The sequence below is a fragment of the Erwinia sp. B116 genome, assembly GCF_002865965.1.
Classification (GTDB): Bacteria; Pseudomonadota; Gammaproteobacteria; order Enterobacterales; family Enterobacteriaceae; genus Erwinia.
On record NZ_JRZZ01000001.1, the window covers coordinates 211,446 to 230,841 of the forward strand.

The following is a 19,396-nucleotide window of genomic DNA, read 5'->3' on the forward strand; positions in this document are numbered from 1 at the left end:
TTCCGTCAGAAGTTGTAGTACCACGTCATCCAGGTTGAGTTGGGCTCTTTACTGCCGCGCGCCGAGAGCGTCTGTTCCAGCGTCACCGAGACACCGTGACCAAAGTCAATGTTGGTTCCGAGATAGGTATGGGTTGCGTGGTACGGGTTTGAGCTGCCCAGCTGCAGGCTGTCTTCAGCCACGTAGGGTTGAATGCTGTTCAGGAAGGGTTTACCCAGCCTGAAGGTATAGCCGACATAGCCCTCCAGCCCGTAGCCCGAACCGGCAAAGTAGTGTGAGAGGTTTTTGCCACGCGTATCCGGCACAAAATCTTTGTAGTAGCTGGCGGTACCCACAATGTACCAGTTATCCGGCTGCCAGGTGGCCGCAAGGCCGGATAGCTGCTGCCGGTAGCTCTTCTTCTCTGAACGCCCCCGGTTCTCCATCACCGCATCGGTGTAACTGTAAGCCGCACTGAGCATCAGCGTTTTCGTGGCGCTGTAATCAAAGCCAAAACCGCCGCCGCGACGCCGCCGGTAGGTGTTACCGTCCGCCATATGCAAACCGTCCTCAGGCAGCAGGTAATTGGCATAGAGCGTTACCGGCCCAAAGGTATTGGTGTACATAAAGCTGCGTTTAGGGCGGTTGGCACCGTCGTAGTCGCCGCTGATGCCGTTAGCGGTGCCGCCCGCCAGGCCGTCGTTGTCCCACATATCACTCTTCATCCCCACCACCGAGTAGTAAATGCCAAACTGGTGGCCGTAGGTCAGCGTACCGAAGCGTTCATCCTTAAAACCGCCGTAGAATTTACGCTGCCATTCGCGCTTGCTGCTCTCGTCATAGTGACCGCCCCAGCTGAGCACGTGAGGCAGATCCACGCCCCACTCGTAGTGGACTATCGCGGAGGTCTGTGGGGTCAGCGCGTAATCACCACCAAAGCGAAAGCGCGTGCCGCCATCATGTCCGCGCCGATACCAGCCGGGTTCCACCCCCGCATTAGAGATCCACTCGGGGCGGATGCTGCCGCCAACGGTCAGGCTGAGGGGGGCCAGCAGCAGATTGCTGTCGGGGTTTTTATCTAAAACGGTAATTTCAGCACGCACGCCTGCAGAAAAAATTAACGACAGTGCTGAGATAGCAGTACAGAATTTAATTCCACGCATTGTTATCACTCCCTGTAAATTATTATCCAGACGCGTAACAGGCCGTCTGTCGGATCCCGGCGTAAACCGCGCGTCACCCTCATCAGGCGATGAGAATGAGAAATAACGCAGGGTAAAACCAGAGAATTGATAAGAAACAATATGATGCTCAAACTCTGCCCTCGATGAACCGGGGTTAAATTTGAGCCATCATCAACTAATCGTAATTAATCCATTTATTACGAAATTAACGCGGAGAATTTTATCGTCCCTGCCCTTAATTAGTATTCAGCCGGCAGAAATTGAATAAAAGCAGAAACAGGACGGACAGATAAGAGGTGATTGACGTTATTTAGCGTCAGCTCACAAAATTAATGTTGCGGCGAGAAGAAAAACGACGGCTATTTAGCTGGCTTACAAATTCGTATTCAAAATGACGGCAGATCGTCTGCGCCCGGGTTCGGAGAAACGCACAGCGATGATACGGCGGCCTTCCCTGGCGACCGTGAGGTGAAAGTTAAAGCACGCTGGCAAGAAACTCGCGGAAGCGCGGATGCTGCGGAGCATCCAGCAGGGTGCGGGCGTTGCCGCTCTCCACCACCTTACCGTCATCCATAAACACGATGTTGTCCGCCACTTCGCGGGCAAAACCGATTTCATGGGTGACCACCACCATAGTGATCCCGGAGTGGGCCAGCTGCTTCATCACCTGCAGCACTTCGCCCACCAGTTCCGGATCCAGCGCCGAGGTCGGCTCATCAAACAGCATCACCTCCGGCTCCATCGCCAGCGCGCGGGCAATCGCCACCCGCTGCTGCTGGCCGCCGGACAGCTCGCGTGGCCAGGCCATCGCGCGGTGCGCCAGCCCGACCTGCTCAAGCAGCTTCAGCGCGCGTGACTCGACCAGCGGCCGCTTCTGGCGACGAATGCGCAGCGGCGCATCCATCACGTTCTGCAGCACGGTGCGGTGCGGAAACAGGTTGAACTGCTGGAACACCATGCCAATGCTCTGGCGCTGCAGGGCCACCTGATGTTCAGGCAGCTCGACCAGCTGCTGACCTTTGCGGCGATAGCCGATCAGCGTCTCCCCGACGTGGATGGTGCCCGCGTCGAGTTTTTCCAGATGATTGATACAGCGCAGCAGGGTGGATTTTCCCGAGCCGGAGGGCCCAAGGATCACCGTTACCGAACCGGCGGCAATGTCCATATCGATGCCGTGCAGCACCGTTTTACCGGAAAACTGTTTGCGAATACCGCGCAGACGGATGGGCTGACTCATAAACGTTCCTCCTGGGTCCCCGGCGAACGTTTAAACCAGCGGCGCGCCTTAGCGGGCGCGTTGCCGCGGCTGTACCACTGCTCAACGTAATACTGCCCTACCGAGAGCACCGAGGTCATCAGCAGATACCAGGCGGTGGCCACCAGCAGCAGCGGGATCACCTCATAGGTACGCTGATAGATGATCTGCGCCGAGTAGAGCACGTCCTGCAGCGCGATTACCGAGACCACGGCGGTGGTTTTCAGCTGTCCGATCACCTCATTACCCGCCGGTGGCAGAATAGTGCGCATCGCCTGCGGCAGCACGGTCTGACGGAAAATCTGCCCCGGGCGGTAGCCCAGCGCCTTCGCCGCTTCCAGCTGGCCGGGGTTCACGCTCTGGATACCGGCACGAATAATTTCTGCCGCATAGGCCGACTGGTGCATCACCAGGGCTATCACCGCCGCGCTGAACGGGCTGATAATCTCATTGGTGGTGGCACTCCACACTTCCCCCAGCCCGGGAAGGCTGAGCGACAGCTTAGGATAAAGCGCGGCAATGTTGTACCACAGGAACAGCTGCACCAGCATCGGCACCGCGCGGAAAAACCAGGTATACGCCCAGCTGACGCCGACCAGCACCGGGTTCGCCGACAGGCGCATCAGCGCCAGCAGCGTGCCGCCGGCAAAGCCAAACAGCACCGAAATCAGCGTCAGCCTGATGGTCATCACCACCCCGGCGAGAATCGAATCCGCCGTCAGGTTCTCGGCCACCACGTCCCACTCAAACCGTGGGTTGCTGACCACCGACGAGGCCATCAGCGCCACCAGCAGCAGCACGATCAGGGCGCTGAACCAGCGCCCGTAGTGACGATGTCCAACGATCGGCAGCCCGGCGGTGTTGTCGTCAGGCCGCAGACTCATTTAGCAATCTCTTCGTTAAGACCGGCGGATTTCACCGCGCCAAAGCCGATTTCCCACTTGTCGAGGATCTGCTGATAAGTGCCATCCTTAATCAGCGAGTTCAGCGCCGCCTGAACCGGTTTTTCCAGCGGTGAGCCTTTCGGCAGCGCGATGGAGACAATGGTGTCTTCAATGGTGATCTCACCGGCCAGCGCCAGCGCTTTTACCTGGCTGGCCTGGTAGCGAAGGCCTTCGTACGGGCCAAAGAACATCGGCACGCGGCCGCTGATCACCGCCTGCACGCCCGCCGGGCGGTCCGGGAAGATCGGGATAGTTATCGCCGCTTTCTTGTCAGCGACGCAGGCGTCGCTGGCCTGCTGCAGGCGGGTCACCTGCGAGGTGCCGGCACCGGCGCCCACGGTCTGACCACAGAGTTCAGTAAAGGTGTTAAACGGCCCGAGGCCGGCATCCTTGCGTGAAACCAGCGCCAGTTTTGAGGCATTGTAGTAGCCGACAAAATCGACCTGCTGCAGGCGTTTCTTGTTGGCGTCAATGTTGGAAGCCGCCACGTCATAGCGGCCGGACTTCAGGCCCGGAATAATATTGTCAAAGCCGCCGGTATCGCGCCAGCGCACCGGAATACCCAGACGATCGGCCACCGCGCTGACGATATCAATTTCACGGCCCGCCAGCGTTTTATTATCCGCCTGATAGAAGGTGGTCGGCGGCGTGTTCGGGTTAGTCCCCGCCACGATATAGCCTTTTTTAAGGATATCCGCAGGCAGCGTGGCGTGCAGGGCTGCATCCGCTTTGGGCTTAACGCTGCTGCTGAAGGCCACGTCCTGGTCTGCGGCAAGCGCGGAGGTCACCGGGATCAGTGCCAGTACGGCAACGGTCAGGGCTTGATATTTCATTGCTTATTCCTTCTCAGTCGCCAGTGCGGGCACGGCGGCAAAATTGGTTTCCACGGACGGCAGGCCGAGGTTCTCACGCAGGGTCGCGTACTGGTATTCGGTGCGGAACAGGCCGCGGCGCTGCAGCTCAGGTACCACCAGCTCGACAAACAGCTCCAGCTGGTTTGGCAGCACGGCAGGCATGATGTTGAAGCCATCTGCGCCTTCCTGCTCCAGCCACTGCTGGAAGTCATCGGCGATGTCAGACGCGGTGCCGACAATCACCCGGTGACCGCGGGAACCGGCCGCAACGGCCGCCAGCTGACGCAGGGTCAGGTTTTCACGGGCGGCGAGGTCGGTTAACAGCTTGACGCGGCTCTGGCCGCCTTCGGTGCCGCCGATTTCCGGCACCGGACCGTCCAGCGGGTAAGCGGTCATATCGACGCCAAAGCGGGCAGAGAGCTGCTCAATGCCGTTATCGATATCCACCAGTTCATTGAGCTGGTTCCAGGTTTCCTGCGCCTCTTCCCGCGTGCGGCCAACGATCGGCATCACGCCCGGCAGGATCAGCAGATGGTCCGGGTGGCGGCCGGCGTCACGCACGAACTGCTTCTGGCTGCGGTAGAAGGCCTGGCCCTCTTCCAGCGAGGCGGCGGCGGTGAACACCACTTCCGCCGTCTCTGCGGCCAGCTTCTGCCCGGCAGGGGAAGAGCCGGCTTCGATAATCACCGGGCGGCCCTGCGGCGAACGGGCAATATTCAGCGGGCCCTGCACCTGGAAGTACTTCCCGGTGTGGTTAGCCGCGTGGATCTTCTCTTCGTCGGAGTAACGGCCGGTGGCTTTTTCACGCACGATAGCGCCCTCTTCCCAGCCGTTCCACAGCTTGAAGGTGACGTCGAGGAACTCACGCGCCATATCATAGCGCTCGGCGTGATTCGGCAGGTCGGCGCGGCTGAAGTTGCGCGCGGCGTCGGTGGAGAACGAGGTCACCACGTTCCAGGCACCGCGGCCACGGCTGATATGATCGACCGACGACAGCGCGCGCGCCAGGTGGAACGGCTGGTCGAAGGTGGTAGACGCGGTCGCCGCCAGGCCGATATGGCGGGTCTGTACCGCCAGCGCGGAGAGCAGCGTCAGCGGCTCCAGGCGGGACATGGTGGACGGCAGACGATGCACGCTGGTGGCCAGCGCATCGCCGACGAAGAACATATCGAATTTACCCTCTTCGCCCTTTCTGGCGATCCAGGTAAACCAGTCAACGTCGGTCGGCGAGCCTTGCGCACCTTCCGCGCGCCAGCCGCCAACGTGGTGGCCGAGCGCCTGAACAAACAGGCCAAGACGCAGCTGGCGGGGTGCTGGTTTTTGCACAGACATGGGAGATCCTTTTAATTATTTGCTAAGCAGTGAAATAAGGCGCTGCAGCGCCGCGTCGTCGGCGAGGCGGGCGTCTTCGAAGATGCGTTCCGCCAGCGAGGCGGGCAGTGCGCGAAGCTGGGTGTGCAGCTTTGCCTGTACGTTGGTGGGCAGCGCAGCGGTTTCACGACGGGTGACGCAGTGGCTCAGCCGCTGGCCGTTGCGCAGCAGCAGCGTGACGCGGTGGAAGCGCAGATCGGGATCCAGTTCGTCCGCCGGCGCGGTGCGGTCGGGATGGCGGCTGACGCGCGCGGCCAGCGCGGCAATATGCGGTTTAACCGGCTGTTCGGTGTAATTTTCCAGCGCCACGCTGCCGTTGATCAGCGCGTCGGCGATCACGTACTCCAGGCTGAAGCGCGCCTCAACGCCGTTACGCGGCGCGATGATGTTCGGTGCGGTATCGGCTCCGGGCGGGAAGCTGACCTCGATACGGTCGATCGCCCCGATATCCGGCCCGTCAGGCGTGAGCAGCTGCTCACGCAGTACAAACGCGGCCTCGGCGGCGCTGTGCGTGCCGCCACAGGTAGGGTAACGTTTGAACTCCAGTCCGGGCGAGACGATGCGCCAGGGCGCGCCCCAGCCTTCCAGCAGCTGCTGCGGCTGTTCGGCACCAAAGCCCAGCGCCTGCAGGAAGCTTTCGACCACGCCATCGGCCTGGCCGGCAAAGCCCGCCTGGGCCAGCAGCGCGCTGCCGACGGCGCTCCGCGCGGCCAGCCCGGCGTGCAACGGCTTGGCCGCGGAGCCAAACTGGCTGCGCAGGCCGGAGGCCTGGGTGGCGGCCAGCCCGAGGGCAATCTGCGTCTGGCTGAGGGTAAGGTTCAGCAAACGACAGGCGGCACCTGTCGCGGCAACGGTACCCAGCGTGGCGGTGCTGTGGAAGCCCGCGCTGTAGTGGCGGGTGCCGATCGCTTTGCCCAGCCGGCCGGCCAGCTCAACGCCGACGATATAGGCGTCAAGGAACGCCTGTACGCCCACCGCGGGCGCTTTATGGCTCAGGGCCATCAGCGCGGAGAGCACCACCGTGGTAGGATGGCCGCGGAACGTTGCGTGGTAATCGTCAAAATCCAGCGCGTGGCTGAGATAGCCAAACTGCAGCGCCAGGTTCTCCGTGGAGTGCTGAGAGGGATAGACGTGGATCACCGGTTCCAACCCGCTGTCATGCACGCTGCCGTACAGCACCGGCACCATGCTGGCCAGCAGATCGGTAACGCCGTCGCGGGCGTGGTGGCGCTCCTGTTCTCCAGGCTGGCGGGTATGCAGGAGTTCGGCAAGTTGTGCGGTAAGCGACATAACTGGAAAGCACCTTTATTAACAAGGTATTGACATAAATCAAAAGATTATAAATTATCACCATTCTGTTTCCTTCACTGCCGGACAGCCAATAACCAACGGTTATAGCTCATAGCAAAATAATCTAAGCGCCCCCGTTTTATAAATTCCCGTTGTTTCCGGTTGACCACGCCTTGTAAATGGCTGACGCTGTTCCCATATCAGGCACGACCACAAAGACGTTTTGACAGGAGTGACCAACGATGGCGACAGAATACGCAACGATTGCCGGCGGCTGTTTCTGGTGTACGGAAGCGGTGTTTAAGCAGATTAACGGCGTTGAATCCATTGAGAGCGGCTACATCGGCGGCCATACGGCCAACCCCACCTATCGTGAGGTGTGCGGCGGCGATACCGGCCACGCTGAAGCTATCCGCATTGGCTTTGACCCCGGCGTGATTGGCTATGGCGACCTGCTGGATATCAGCTTTGCCACTCACGATCCGACCCAGCTGAACCGTCAGGGCAACGACGTCGGCACCCAGTATCGTTCTGCGCTGTTCCCGGCCACGCCGGCACAGGCGTCAGAGGCGAAGGCGGCGATCGCCCGCGCGCAGGCCGACCACCAGGATCCGGTGGTGACCACCGTCGAGCCGGATGCGACCTGGTACCCGGCGGAAGAGTATCATCAGAACTACTGGGCCGGCGAAGGCCAGGAGAATCGTTACTGCCTGGCGGTGATCCCGCCGAAGCTGCAGAAACTGCGCAAGCGTTTTGCCGCCAGGACCATCGACGGCTAACCTGTGCTCTGGCCTGCCGCGTCCGTTCTCTCTGCCCGGACGCGGCGAGCCGAGCTCAGCGCCGTAAGCGCGCCTGCCAGCGCCAGCGCCGCCAGCAGCCACATCACCCACCGGTATCCTGCCCCTTGCCCCCCGGCCCGATAGATCTGCGTTGCCACCGACAGCCCCACTACCCCACCAAGGTTATGCAGCGTCCACGACAGCCCGATGCCCTGCGCATGAAGCGCTGACGGCATGGCGCCAAGCGCAGCGGCGACCGAGGGCCCGAGGATCGCCCCCCAGCCCACGCCCATCAGCGCAAACGCCGCGATGGTCAGCACCAGCGGTTGCCCGACGATGAAAAGACTTTGCAGCAGCGCCGAGGCGGCCAGCATAACAAACCCCAGCGTCAGAACCGGCCAGGGTCCGAAGCGGTCGCCGTAATGACCGGCCAGCGGGGAAACAATCGCCATCACCAGCGTCACCGGCAGTAACATCAGGCCCAGCCGTGCATCGCTCAGCCGGTAGATTTCCAGCAGCCTGAAGGGCATCAGCAGAAACGCGGCGCAGTAAAAGATCGCCAGCAGCACCGACAGCAGGCAGGCACGGCGAAACAGGCGGTTGCGGAACAGGCCGAAGGCTATCAGCGGTTCCGGCGTACGCTTCTCAATCCTGACCAGCGTAATGCCGGCCACGGTACCGATGACCATCAGCGCTGCCGTGGCCCAGGTCACAGCACCTCCCGGTGACAGCGTCACGCTTGCCAGCAGAACGGGGACCAGCGTGGCCACCAGCCACAGCCATCCGCGAAGATCGACGCTGCCGGCGTTCTCAGGACGCCTGGTGTTCACCACGCCCGCGCAACAGCTGTAGCTCAGCAGCAGCAGCGGGACGTTAATTAAAAACACGCTGCGCCAGCCGCTGAGGCTGACCAGCACGCCGCCGGCAACCGGGCCAAGCGTCAGCCCCAGGCCGTTGACCGCGAACAGCATCCCCAGCGCGCGCCCCCGTTTTGCCTCAGGGATAATCTCAATCAGGATCGCCGCACTCAGGGTATACAGTACCGCGCAGCCTGCCCCCTGTAACAGCCGGAACAGGTTCAGGGCAGCCGGCCCCGTCGTCAGCCCCGCCCCGAGTGAGGTCACGGCAAACAGCAGCATCCCGGCATAAAGCAGGCGGCCGCGGCCATACACTTCACCGAGCCTCGCGCTTAACACCATGCAGCAGCAGAGCGACATAACAAAAAGCGTCATCACCCAGTGCAGTTCATCCACGTTGCTGTTGAACTGACGCCCGATGGCGGGCAGGGCGGTATTCACGATGGTAAAATCGAGGCAGCCGAGAAAGCTGGCGAGGCAGATGCCCGCCTGCAGTCGGATTAGCGCGACGCGCGGCAGCGCCGTGGAGGGTGTGGACATACTCAAACCTCTGTAGAAAGTAAAGTATCAGAGTGACATAACGCGCGGCGACGATTGCCGCCATTTCATCGACGGACTGGCGAACGGAGTTCGCCTCTCTGGCACAACCCGCTCCACACGCGTTAAGGTAGAGCCCACTACAACGCTACAGCGCCCACGGCGAACCAGGTCAGTTATGGCCTGGCTAAGGATTTCATATGATCAACACTGACCGCCTTAACGGCATACGGGCGTTTGTTCAGGCAGCGCAGGCCGGTGGTTTCAGCCTCGCGGCAGAACAGCTGGGGCTGTCACGGTCGACGGTCGGCAAGGCAGTCGCCCGGCTGGAGGCACGTCTGCAGGTGACGCTTTTTCTGCGCACCACGCGCACGCTGTCGCTGACCAGCGAAGGACGACAGTTTTATCAGGACTGTGTGCAGATCCTGGCGAACCTGGATGCGGCAGAGAATCGTCTGACCACTCAGGCGCAGCAGCCCAGCGGTCGGCTACGCGTGGCGGCACCGCCGCTGTTTGGCGAAAAATGGGTGATGCCGCAGCTGCTGCCGCTGACCCGGCGCTGGCCGGGGCTGGCGTTAGAGATGCTGTTCTCGGTTAAGCGAATTGACCTTGCCTCGGGGGGAACCGACCTGGCGATTCGCATTGGCGATCCGGGTCCCCACAACGATCTTACCGCGCGGCTGCTTGGCCAGCAGCGGTTAGTGCTCTGCGCTTCCGCTGACTACTTCTGCCGGCTGTCCCAGCCTGCCACCCTCGGCGATCTCAGGGCGCATGCTCAGCTCGGCCTGCTGGAACGGGGCAGGAGCCAGCCGTGGCTGCTCCGCAGCGGCGATGAAGATATCCACTGGCAGCCCGCTGACCGGCTGCGTTTCAGCAGTATGAGTGCGGTCTGTTCCGCCGCGCTTGCCGGTTATGGCATCGCCCAGCTGCCACGCTGGCTGGTCGGCGACGATCTTGCCAGCGGCCGTCTGGTCGAAGTGCTAGCGGAGTCTGCCGGAGAGGGCCTGCCGGTTTATGCCGTCTGGCTGAAAACAGCCGCGATGCCACAACGCCTGCGCGTTGCGATTGATACTCTGATGGCGGCGCTGTCTGATACGGGATTTCGGGTATATCCACCTTCCGGTAATCCTAATCACAATAAGTCTGTCGCCTGCCGGAACGGTGAATGATAGCGTCTGCTGCATCAACATGGAGGCTATTGCATGACACAACAACTTCATCGCCCGGTGGCGATTGTCACCGGCGGCACCTGCGGTATCGGCCGCGCGGTGGTTACCGACCTGGCCACCGACCATCAGGTTTATGCGCTGGGCCGATCGCCACAGGCGCTGGCAGAGCTGGAGTCCGTTGCCGGCGTCATTCCGGTTCAGCTGGACCTGATCGATAACGCCGCGCTGCGGCAGTTTATCAGCCAGTTCAGCGCCATTGACGTGCTGGTACACTCTGCGGCGGTTTCCGAACGGCTGAGCCTCGAGCAGGCTACGCCGGAGCAGTGGCAAAGCCAGTTTGCCATTAACGTGTTTGCACCGGCAGAGCTGACGCGTCTTGCGTTGCCCGCCCTTCGCCAGCAGCGCGGGCAGGTGGTGTTTATCAACTCCGGCTCCGGCACGCTGGCGCTGGCCGGGCACACGGTCTACTCCGCCAGTAAATTTGCGCTCAGCGCGCTGGCACACTCGCTGCGTACCGAGGAGAGCGGGCACGGCGTGCGCGTCGCCACCGTGGCACCAGGGCCGACGGATACCCCAATGAATCGCAAAAGCCGTGAACGTGCGGGTGACTTTACCGACATCGATCCGCTGGCGTACAGCACACCCGGGTCGGTCGCTGCCGCCGTTCGCCTGGTGGTCAACGCCACCGAGGATACACAGATTACCGATATTGCGGTAAGACCGCGTCGGGATGTTGCCCGCCGCTGAACAGGAGAACAAATGGTCAACTCAGAACACCGGTGTCGCTCATTAAGGCACCTTCTGCGCTGCTGTTACTGGAACGAACTGTGCGCGTAGTCGTTTCCTAAGCCAGCCGGTCATATTTCCTGTCCTGCCTCTTATTTTTCAGGCAGGGGATATCGCCGGCTGGTTTACTTCTCACTCAACGCTTGCATCACGCTCTCTTCTGTTTTTTTGTACTCTCACCCTCTTCCCATCCGCTAAGCCCTTGCCACAGAACGATGCTGATTCCATGGAGATTTCACGGTGAAATCCCTCTGGCATTCATATCAAAGTCATTATATTTCAACAAGCTAACAATAAAATTCAACTGGAGAACTCAAGGAGTTTCACAGGGGTGTTTCATGTCCACTCGCCTGTGGCACGGGCTTATCCCTAAACGCCTGCGGGGGAACGTTGCAGGGCTAAGGGCATGCATTATCCGTAATAAAAGATGCCTTCCTCATTCGTCAGGCTGGCCTCTTTACAGCGTATAAGTACTTCCACCCTACAGCGGAAATGACGCTTTCACGCTCATCAGGTACGGTCATTCACGCTGAAAAGCGACACTGCTGCCGAGTAGCGTAAATCCGAGTCTCTTATAGATGGAAACACCTGCCTCTGAGGCCTCAAGGAAACACGTCTCAACGTTCTGAGATCTGGCGTATTCCAGTGCATGGCAAATAAGAGCGCTGGCGTAGCCTCTTCCCTGCAACGTGCTCCGGGTCCCGACGTCATCTAAACGTGCAACCCCGCTTTGCATGGATAACGTCAGCGAACAGACTGCCCGGTCTGCGACAAAAAGAGAAAAATGGCGCAGCTGCCGGCCGGCCTCAACAGCATGCTGATGTCTTATCCGATACTGCAGCATGACTCTGTCATCCGTTTCGAACGCACTTGTCAGCGGTGCTCCCCAGTCCTCGAGACGGTAATCCGTAGCACAGATGTGATAATCATCGCTGCGTGGCTTTTGCGTCGTTAACGTCTTCATCGTCAGCTGCATCGGTGAAGATTTCCAGGCGACGCTCAGACCCAGCTCTCTGAGCGAATGCCCGATCCTGTCAGGATCATTATCGGGCAGCACCACGGAGAACGGCACACCTGCAGCATCAAATAACCGCATGCCTTCTTTGATGATGGATTCTGTTTCAGCATCCCGCTGCTTCACAATCAGCAGATTCAGGCTGCCAGCGTCAACGCCAGTGAGATAAGCCGATGCCGTATTACCCAGAGAGTAAGTTTGCTGACTGACCGAGGAGAAGAAATAGTCTTCCATACTGTGGTAAAGCGTCATCCGCGAAACCTGGCCTGATACATTCATCATCGATGGTCCTGAAAAAATTTTGTCGAAGTAACACCCGGTTTATTCCGGGTTATCTGATGATATCAGTGTACCCGAATCTCTTCGTGTGGATCGGGTCTTTGGGTCAGGGCACAGGGTATATCCTATTACGCATGTTGACGGTCGCCAGGGGGCAGGATGAAACTCAGCATCGGCAGGAGTGAAATAGTGGAGATTTCATCGTGAAATCCCCACGTAAAAGCACTTTATTTCATGCAGTTAGCGACGAAAATCGCCGGGAGAGGAGAACTTATTTCAGATGCCTGGCCAGCACGTTTGCAATCGCGCCATCGATAGCATCCTGCAGTTCGGCGGGCAGCCGGTTGAACTCATAGCTGAACGCGCGTCCGCGACTCTTTTTACGCGCATAGCGGTTTTTGTCCGGAAACTGCCACAGCGGCGTGGTGACGACCTTCTCTCCGGCTACCGGCTGGACAATCAGCGCGGCCTCTTTGCGAACTTCAGCGACGATTTTGTTTTTTATCTCATCTTCTGCCAGCGTTGCCTGATCGCGAATGGCAGACACGGACTCGCTGATGCTGTCCGTCAGGTGGGATAAGGCAATCTGTTTCTCCTGCAGCAGCTCCTGCGCGGTCAACAGCGTCCTGTAGTCGCCGTAGGTCAGCTCGGACTGAACCGGGAACAGCGCCAGCAGCTCTGCTGACACGCTGGCGGCCTGCAGCGCACGGGTGACTTTCGCCTGAGACATATTCTCATCTTCGGCAATATCCTTCTGCGAAAGGCCGCTGTCGCGCAGCGCCATCAGGCGCAGGCCAATCTCGCGGATGTTATGTTCGCGGGCGGTCTGAATTTCCTGGGCCAGCGTGCGGGCTTCCGCAGCGCTGACCGCAGAGTCGGTCACCAGAACGTCAAGACCGGCGCCGATTAACAGCGCGGCAGCGCGACGTCGTGAACCATCAAGCACTTCAATTCTGTCGTCTGCCCGGCGGACGCCGATCGCCGGGAAGAACTGCTGCAGGCTCAGGGTGCGGGTAATATCTTTCAGCGACTCCGGCGTCAAACCCGCCTGATCGCGACCGTTGTTCTCCTGCACGACGTAGGTCTGTGACGCCACCTCGTCAGCACTCAGGGTAACGCGGCTGAATATCGCCTTCTTGCCTGAAGAGAGCGTAAAGACCTGTTTGAACGGTTCAGAGGCCGCTTCACTGTTCAGTACTGGCGCATTAAAGGTGCGTCCGATAGTGGTTCTTTTCATGGGTACCGGTGCCTCAGTTAATACGGATAAATTCGATACGGTCAAAAACCGCTTTGGCAAAATCTTCTGCCGCGGCGCGTGCGTTCTTCAATGCCTCACTGCTGCCAACGTAGGTCGACGGATTCGCTGAGATCACCGTGTCGAAGGATTCACCACAGCGCTCAAAGCCATCCAGACGGGGCAGGGCGGCGTCCAGCATGTCGCCGCCGAAAATCTCCTTGGCCAGGCTGTGACAGACTTTGTGATCGGGCTTATTCGACAGCTTGGACATAAAGCCGATATTGCCCAGCAGGCGGCAGTGGCAGCCCGATGACTCGATGATGCTGATCAGCTCAGGTAAACGGGTCAGATACTTAAGCGTTGAGTGGAAGTCGACCTGCGCGGGTGGAACCGGCGTCATCAGCAGATCGGCTGCGGCAATGGCGTTCTTAAGAAAGGCATCCAGATGCGGGCCGCTGTCGACAAAAATAAAGTCGTAATCTGACTTCAGTTTATCAATGATATTTTCACGCAGTACGGCGTGAGGATTCTGGCCCGGCAGATGTTCACTGCACAGCACCTCCCAGCCTGATGCGATGAAGGCATCATCAATTGACGCGGGTAATACATCAACGCCGGGCACCACCGATGAGACGATAAACTCTTCCAGCAACTCTTCACGCGTCACGTTCTGTAGCATTGCCTGCGCCGATGTGGTTTCCACCATACCCACAGCTCTTGTGTGGTTAAGGAACATCGTAGCGGATGACTGGGGATCGAGGTCGATCACCAGTATGCGCAGATCTTCAAACAGCAGGTGAGGGTGCGCGCGCATGGCGTGCGCCAGAGAGACGGTGGAGACCGTTTTAGATACGCCCCCCTTCAGATTACCGACAAACACGGTCAGGGCTTCATCATGGCGATCGCGATACTTAGGAACGCCGCGGTGATGGTAGATATCAACGATGTTCTGGATGGTCATCGCATATTTGGAGGACGATCCGGCGGCGCGTTTATCAAAGGCGTAACCGTTCTCTTCCATTTCGCTGACCGCGTAATCAACATTGGCACGGGTCAGTTTAGGCAACTTAGCGAGCGCCGCTTTGGCATAAACCTGAAAGTACTCGTTTTCACGCAGCTCTTCCTTCTGTGCCTGAATGTGCTCGGTCAGTGACGTGAGCATCTTTCCTGCGCGCTGGGCAATCTTGTCAGTCTGATGCGGATCGCTATTCATCATTGACTCCATTTATGTAGCATATCATCTTAAAATCAATAATCCTGCATATCAGTAATAATTGCAACATGATTTTGTTCATAAATAGTGCACTGAGCCGGATAAAGATGACGTTATCAGGTTTGCATCGCGCTGATGACCGACGGGTGCTGTCGATACGATGTCTGAAATATCCTCAGGGATTTATCCCCGTTATTCACCGATCAGATCCAATTATTTGATCCCAGAGAGATCCCGATAAGATCCTAAAGAGATCCCCGCACCCTCTCAGGCCTTGTCACGCCTGGTCTGGAGGCCTGTTACTATCCACTAAAGAGAGTAAGCCAACCGCTGTAAAGAGTAATATAACCGCTGTAGAGAGCACTGATAACCACGCTGGTGAGTGCTGTTTAACCACTGTAGTGAGCGGGCGGGGTATTGCTCTGTGATTAACTTTTCCGGGGTGAAATGCCGGCCAGACCGGATCTGTCGGGGATGTTCAGCGTGCAGACACGATCCTGAGATAAGTTATTCAGAGATATCCCCATTTTTAGTGGATCGGATAACCGTTTTTATTCACCGATACGATCCAATAACAGATCCTTTTAAGTTCCTGAAAGACCCATAAAGATCCCCGATCGCCGCAAGCCCCGTGCTGCCTGCCCTCAGAGGGGATCGTTAACCACTGTGAAGAGTAAATTAACCACTGAGGAGAGCAGATTAACCGCTGTAGTGAGTAGCCTATCCGCTATAGTGAGTGCTACTATCCACTGTATTCAGTAACGGCGACGCGTGCTTGTGAGTTAAGGGAAACCTGGAATGACAAAAAAAGAACCTGAAAACAAGATGATAGCTGAAGCTTTCAGTGAGACAGACAAAAGAACGGGTGAGGTTGTTACCCTGACGCCAAACAGCAATAACACCGTTCAGCCGGTGGCACTGATGCGGTTGGGGTTGTTCGTTCCTACCCTGAAATCCACGGCGCGCGGCAGAAAAAATCAGATGGCGACGATGGACGTCACCGATGAGCTGAAACAGCTGTCGATCGTGAAGTCAGAAGGCTATGAGAATATCAAGATCACCGGCGCCCGCCTGGATATGGATAACGACTTCAAAACCTGGGTGGGGATCATTCATGCCTTCGCCCGCTACAAGGTGCTGGGAGACAGCGTAACGCTGCCTTTCGTCGATTTTGCCAAACTCTGTGGGTTCCCCTCAGTGAGGTCCTCTGCGAAGCTCAGGAGCCGTCTGGACGCGTCTCTGACCCGTATCGCCACCAACACCATCGCCTTCAGCAGCAAAGAAGGGGAGTATTACATCACGCACCTGGTGCAGTCGGCTAAATACAGCACCAAATCCGACACGGTGACCCTGCAGGCCGACCCCAAAATCTTCGAACTCTATCAGTTCGATAAAAAGGTGTTACTGCAGCTGAGAGCGATTAACGAACTGTCCCGTAAGGAGTCGGCGCAGGCGCTGTACACCTTCATTGAAAGCCTGCCGCCTTCACCTGCGCCGATCTCGATGTCACGGCTGCGCGCGCGGCTTAATCTGACCTCGCGAACCATCACCCAGAACGCCACCGTCAGAAAGGCGATGGAGCAGCTGCGTGAGATTGGCTATCTTGATTACACTGAGATAAAGCGTGGGCGCTCGGTCTACTTCATTATCCACTACCGGCGGCCCAAGCTGAAGCCGGCGGATATTCCGCTCAGCCTGCCGGATCTGCCGGGTGACGACTTTGATGAAGGGCTGGATGCCATCGAGCCGGAGCCGGAGGGAGAGCTGGTGCTGCTTTCGCGTGAAGAGCAGGAACTGCTGGAGAAGATCCGCAGCGGAAAGATGAAGTAACCACTGTAGTGAGCAGCAACAGGCTTAGTATCCGCTGTAGTGAGCACATTTGTTTATCTTTTATCCTGTCAGATAGCGTTAAGCGCGATATTAACCACTGTAGTAAGCAGTATCTCTCTACAGTGGTTGTATGTATCTTCCGGTTGTTCTCCGTCTGCATTCTTCACTCGCTTATTGCAGCACCACTGTTCAGGTGCTGTCATCGTTCCCCTCATGTCAGTCCCGTTAACACCCCCTGTCATAACCAGCAGTAACCACTGTAGTCAGTTCTTTCTCACTACAGTGGATAGCGGCTTGCCAGAAAAACGAGGGACGTAACGGGCGGCATTCACTTCTGCGCGGAAGGGGAAGGGCATCGTCCTCAGGCCGGTCCGGCCTGCCTGCCACGGGCAACCGCTGCAGGGAGAGAAGTGCAGCCTGCTATGGCTGGCCATGGATACTGCTCTGCTGAATGGCGCGGCTACCGTTAACCACTGTGGTCAGAGAAATTCGCAAAATATCCACTACAGAGAGCTTCCGGCGAATTATTTCGTAAAATATCCACTGTAGAGGGTAACCCCCCATCAGCGATTTTTCGCTGAGTAAGGTCAGAACCCTGGTAACCACTAACCTGCAACACCCTGATATACAATATGTTAGCATTCACTAACTCTATGGTTGTCAGTGAAGATCTCGCGTTTGCCGAAGGTCTGATGTAAGCGGATTGTCTCTCCACAGTGGATATTTTCTTACTCCAGTGGATAGGGCTGCTGAGCCAGAAAACCTGTCCGGAGAGAGAGTTGGCTGATGCAACGTCAGTGATTTCTTACTACAGTGGTTACCAGGCGGACAGCTAACGAGGGGGTTCTCACTACAGTGGATAGCCGGATTGAATATTCTGACCGTTCTGACCACAGTGGATGACCGATCGGTAACAGAGCAACTCTTCTCACAACAGTGGATTTCCGCTGCTTAATTCCACAATATACGCTCACTACAGTGGATAGTGACCGGGTCACATGGGCAGCTGTTCTCATCCGGGAGGATCACCACCGTCTGAAACCTCAGCATTTACTCATTACAGTGGATGTTTATGGCTGAAAACAGTAAGCAGAATCTCACTACAGTGGATAAGGGTAAATCCTGTGTCTGATGACCCCTCTACAGTGGATGTTATCCCCTTCAAATCACATTTACACTCTTCATAGTGGATAGTTGTCTGTTGAAATGCGATCGGCATCTCACCTTAGTGGATGTTATCCACAAACGGCAGTGGCTTCCCTGAGAAGATATGAATGATTCGCCTCAGTAGCTGGCGATTGCCTTCTCACGCCAGTTACTCACTACAGTGGATAGTCTCCGGATCCTCACCACAGTGGTTATTGGTTCCGTTTACTCCCTGTAGTGGATATTGAAGATAACCGCTCCGTGCTGGTGCTGCGTTAAGCCTTGTCAGGGCATCGGTACTGCTTCTACACTACGACGCCTGACGCCCGCTGTTCTCTGGCGGGCGAGCGTTCGTTGATGCCGCAGGCTGGTAAACGGACGGCCTGCTGCTCTGATAAGGAGATTCTGTGTTCAAAGCCATTCTGATACGCCACGATAACGACCATTACAGTGCGGAGCTGACCGACGTCTGCGCTGCCGATCTGCCTGCCGGCGAGGTGACCGTTCAGGTTGATTACTCCTCCATTAATTACAAAGATGCCATGGCGATTACCGGGCGCGGCCCGATCGTGCGCAGTTTTCCGATGGTGCCGGGTATTGACCTCGCGGGGAACGTGCTGGCCAGCAGCAACCCGGCTTACCGGGCCGGGGATAAGGTGCTGCTGACCGGCTGGGGCGTCGGGGAGCGTCACTGGGGGGGCCTGGCGCAGCAGGCGCGGGTCAAAAGTGAATGGCTGACGCCGATCCCTGAGGGCGCTGACAGCCACCAGGTGATGGCGATCGGCACGGCGGGCTTTACCGCCATGCTCTGCGTTGACGCCCTGCTGGGGCACGGCGTGAAGCCTGCTGACGGCCCGGTGCTGGTCACCGGGGCCAGCGGCGGCGTCGGCAGCTGCGCCGTAGCCATTCTGTCCGGCCTGGGTTATCAGGTCAGCGCCTCAACCGGCCGGCCGGAGCGCAGCGGTGCGCTGCTGCAGGCGCTGGGCGCCGCAGAACTGGTCGATCGCGAAACGCTGAGCCAGCCGGGTAAACCGTTGCAGAAAGAGCGCTGGGCCGCCGTCATCGACACCGTGGGAAGCCACACGCTGATGAACGCCTGCGCCACCACCCGTTACGCCGGCATCGTCGCCGCCTGCGGCATGGCGCAGGGGCTGGATTTCCCGGCCAGCGTCGCGCCGTTTATTTTGCGCGGCATCACGCTGCGCGGTATCGACAGCGTGATGGTTCCTGCCGGTTTACGTGCGGCAATCTGGCAAAAGGCCTCTCAGCACCTGACGCGCGACGTGCTGGAAAAGCTGACGAAAACGGTGCCGCTGGACAAGGCCGTTGCGGCGGCCAGCCGCCTGCTGGACGGGCAGAGCCACGGGCGAATAGTGGTGGACTGTCGTTAAAGGGGGGGAGTTTCACTCTGCTGCGCCTGACGTAAACGGGCAGGCTGTATTCAGGCCCGGGGTTCAGCTGCCCGGTTGCTCCACCCTCTTAAATGCCGCGCGTAGCGTATCAGGCGTGACCGCGGTCGGCAGCGCATGAACCGACTCCTGCAGGCGCAGGGTGTGGGCGATTACCGCAACAATCTGCTCTGCGTTGTTAATATCCGCCGCCAGCGCGGCCAGGAGGCCGGCAGCCGGAAACGCTTACAGGCGGCGATCGGCTGGCGGTCTCTTTCTGCGA

Annotated in this window: 15 protein-coding genes; 5 read left to right on the forward strand and 10 right to left on the reverse strand. The window is 58.4% G+C overall.

The window, feature by feature from the left end; translation table 11 throughout:
• Positions 1 to 5 precede the first annotated feature (5 nt).
• The 6 genes from NV64_RS00835 to NV64_RS00860 all read right to left on the reverse strand — a co-directional run bounded on the left by NV64_RS00835 (position 6) and on the right by NV64_RS00860 (position 6,877).
• Entirely contained in the window at positions 6 to 1,142 is a 1,137-nt protein-coding gene (locus NV64_RS00835; RefSeq protein WP_101505099.1) for a porin, read from the reverse strand.
• 496 nt (positions 1,143 to 1,638) lie between these two features.
• Positions 1,639 to 2,400, reverse strand: coding sequence for an amino acid ABC transporter ATP-binding protein (locus tag NV64_RS00840; protein ID WP_056237581.1), 762 nt, complete (start codon positions 2,398 to 2,400; stop codon positions 1,639 to 1,641).
• Positions 2,397 to 3,302 carry an amino acid ABC transporter permease gene (locus NV64_RS00845; protein ID WP_056237588.1) on the reverse strand — a complete coding sequence of 302 codons (906 nt, stop codon included), beginning with the start codon at positions 3,300 to 3,302 and terminating at the stop codon, positions 2,397 to 2,399. Before NV64_RS00845 ends, NV64_RS00840 begins: the two co-directional genes overlap by 4 nt.
• Entirely contained in the window at positions 3,299 to 4,195 is an 897-nt protein-coding gene (locus NV64_RS00850) for an ABC transporter substrate-binding protein (RefSeq protein WP_101505100.1), read from the reverse strand. Before NV64_RS00850 ends, NV64_RS00845 begins: the two co-directional genes overlap by 4 nt.
• A gap of 3 nt (positions 4,196 to 4,198) precedes the next feature.
• A complete protein-coding gene (locus NV64_RS00855; protein ID WP_056237594.1) occupies positions 4,199 to 5,548 on the reverse strand; it encodes an LLM class flavin-dependent oxidoreductase in 1,350 nt (449 codons plus the stop codon).
• Between the two features lie 15 nt (positions 5,549 to 5,563).
• Complete coding sequence (locus NV64_RS00860) at positions 5,564 to 6,877, reverse strand: MmgE/PrpD family protein (protein WP_101505101.1); 1,314 nt, start codon at positions 6,875 to 6,877, stop codon at positions 5,564 to 5,566.
• 242 nt (positions 6,878 to 7,119) lie between these two features.
• Here NV64_RS00860 and msrA point away from each other — a divergent pair, with 242 nt between their 5' ends.
• A complete protein-coding gene (msrA, locus tag NV64_RS00865) occupies positions 7,120 to 7,656 on the forward strand; it encodes a peptide-methionine (S)-S-oxide reductase MsrA (RefSeq protein WP_056237599.1) in 537 nt (178 codons plus the stop codon).
• Here msrA and NV64_RS00870 read toward each other — a convergent pair.
• Positions 7,653 to 9,053 carry an MFS transporter gene (locus NV64_RS00870; RefSeq protein WP_101505102.1) on the reverse strand — a complete coding sequence of 467 codons (1,401 nt, stop codon included), beginning with the start codon at positions 9,051 to 9,053 and terminating at the stop codon, positions 7,653 to 7,655. The two genes, msrA and NV64_RS00870, sit on opposite strands and share 4 nt — an antisense overlap.
• A 197-nt stretch (positions 9,054 to 9,250) precedes the next feature.
• On the opposite strand from NV64_RS00870, the gene NV64_RS00875 reads away from it, so the two are divergent.
• Positions 9,251 to 10,219 carry a LysR family transcriptional regulator gene (locus tag NV64_RS00875; RefSeq protein ID WP_101505103.1) on the forward strand — a complete coding sequence of 323 codons (969 nt, stop codon included), beginning with the start codon at positions 9,251 to 9,253 and terminating at the stop codon, positions 10,217 to 10,219.
• Positions 10,220 to 10,252: 33 nt separating this feature from the next.
• Complete coding sequence (locus tag NV64_RS00880) at positions 10,253 to 10,966, forward strand: SDR family oxidoreductase (RefSeq protein WP_101505104.1); 714 nt, start codon at positions 10,253 to 10,255, stop codon at positions 10,964 to 10,966.
• Between the two features lie 559 nt (positions 10,967 to 11,525).
• On the opposite strand, the gene NV64_RS00885 is transcribed toward NV64_RS00880, so the two are convergent.
• The 3 genes from NV64_RS00885 to NV64_RS00895 form a co-directional block, all read right to left on the reverse strand.
• The gene (locus NV64_RS00885) at positions 11,526 to 12,302 is read right to left on the reverse strand and encodes a GNAT family N-acetyltransferase (RefSeq protein ID WP_101505105.1); all 777 of its coding nucleotides are present in this window, start codon (positions 12,300 to 12,302) and stop codon (positions 11,526 to 11,528) included.
• 268 nt (positions 12,303 to 12,570) lie between these two features.
• Complete coding sequence (locus NV64_RS00890; RefSeq protein WP_101505106.1) at positions 12,571 to 13,536, reverse strand: ParB family protein; 966 nt, start codon at positions 13,534 to 13,536, stop codon at positions 12,571 to 12,573.
• A 13-nt stretch (positions 13,537 to 13,549) separates the two neighbouring features.
• Complete coding sequence (locus NV64_RS00895) at positions 13,550 to 14,749, reverse strand: AAA family ATPase (RefSeq protein WP_056237615.1); 1,200 nt, start codon at positions 14,747 to 14,749, stop codon at positions 13,550 to 13,552.
• A 798-nt stretch (positions 14,750 to 15,547) separates the two neighbouring features.
• Between NV64_RS00895 and NV64_RS00900 the strand changes: the two genes are divergently transcribed.
• Together NV64_RS00900 and NV64_RS00905 are read left to right on the forward strand one after the other, a co-directional pair.
• Positions 15,548 to 16,579: a replication initiation protein gene (locus tag NV64_RS00900; protein WP_056237616.1), complete on the forward strand. Its 1,032-nt coding sequence runs from the start codon at positions 15,548 to 15,550 to the stop codon at positions 16,577 to 16,579.
• A 1,553-nt stretch (positions 16,580 to 18,132) separates the two neighbouring features.
• Positions 18,133 to 19,116: an MDR family oxidoreductase gene (locus NV64_RS00905; RefSeq protein ID WP_056237618.1), complete on the forward strand. Its 984-nt coding sequence runs from the start codon at positions 18,133 to 18,135 to the stop codon at positions 19,114 to 19,116.
• Positions 19,117 to 19,396 lie beyond the last annotated feature (280 nt).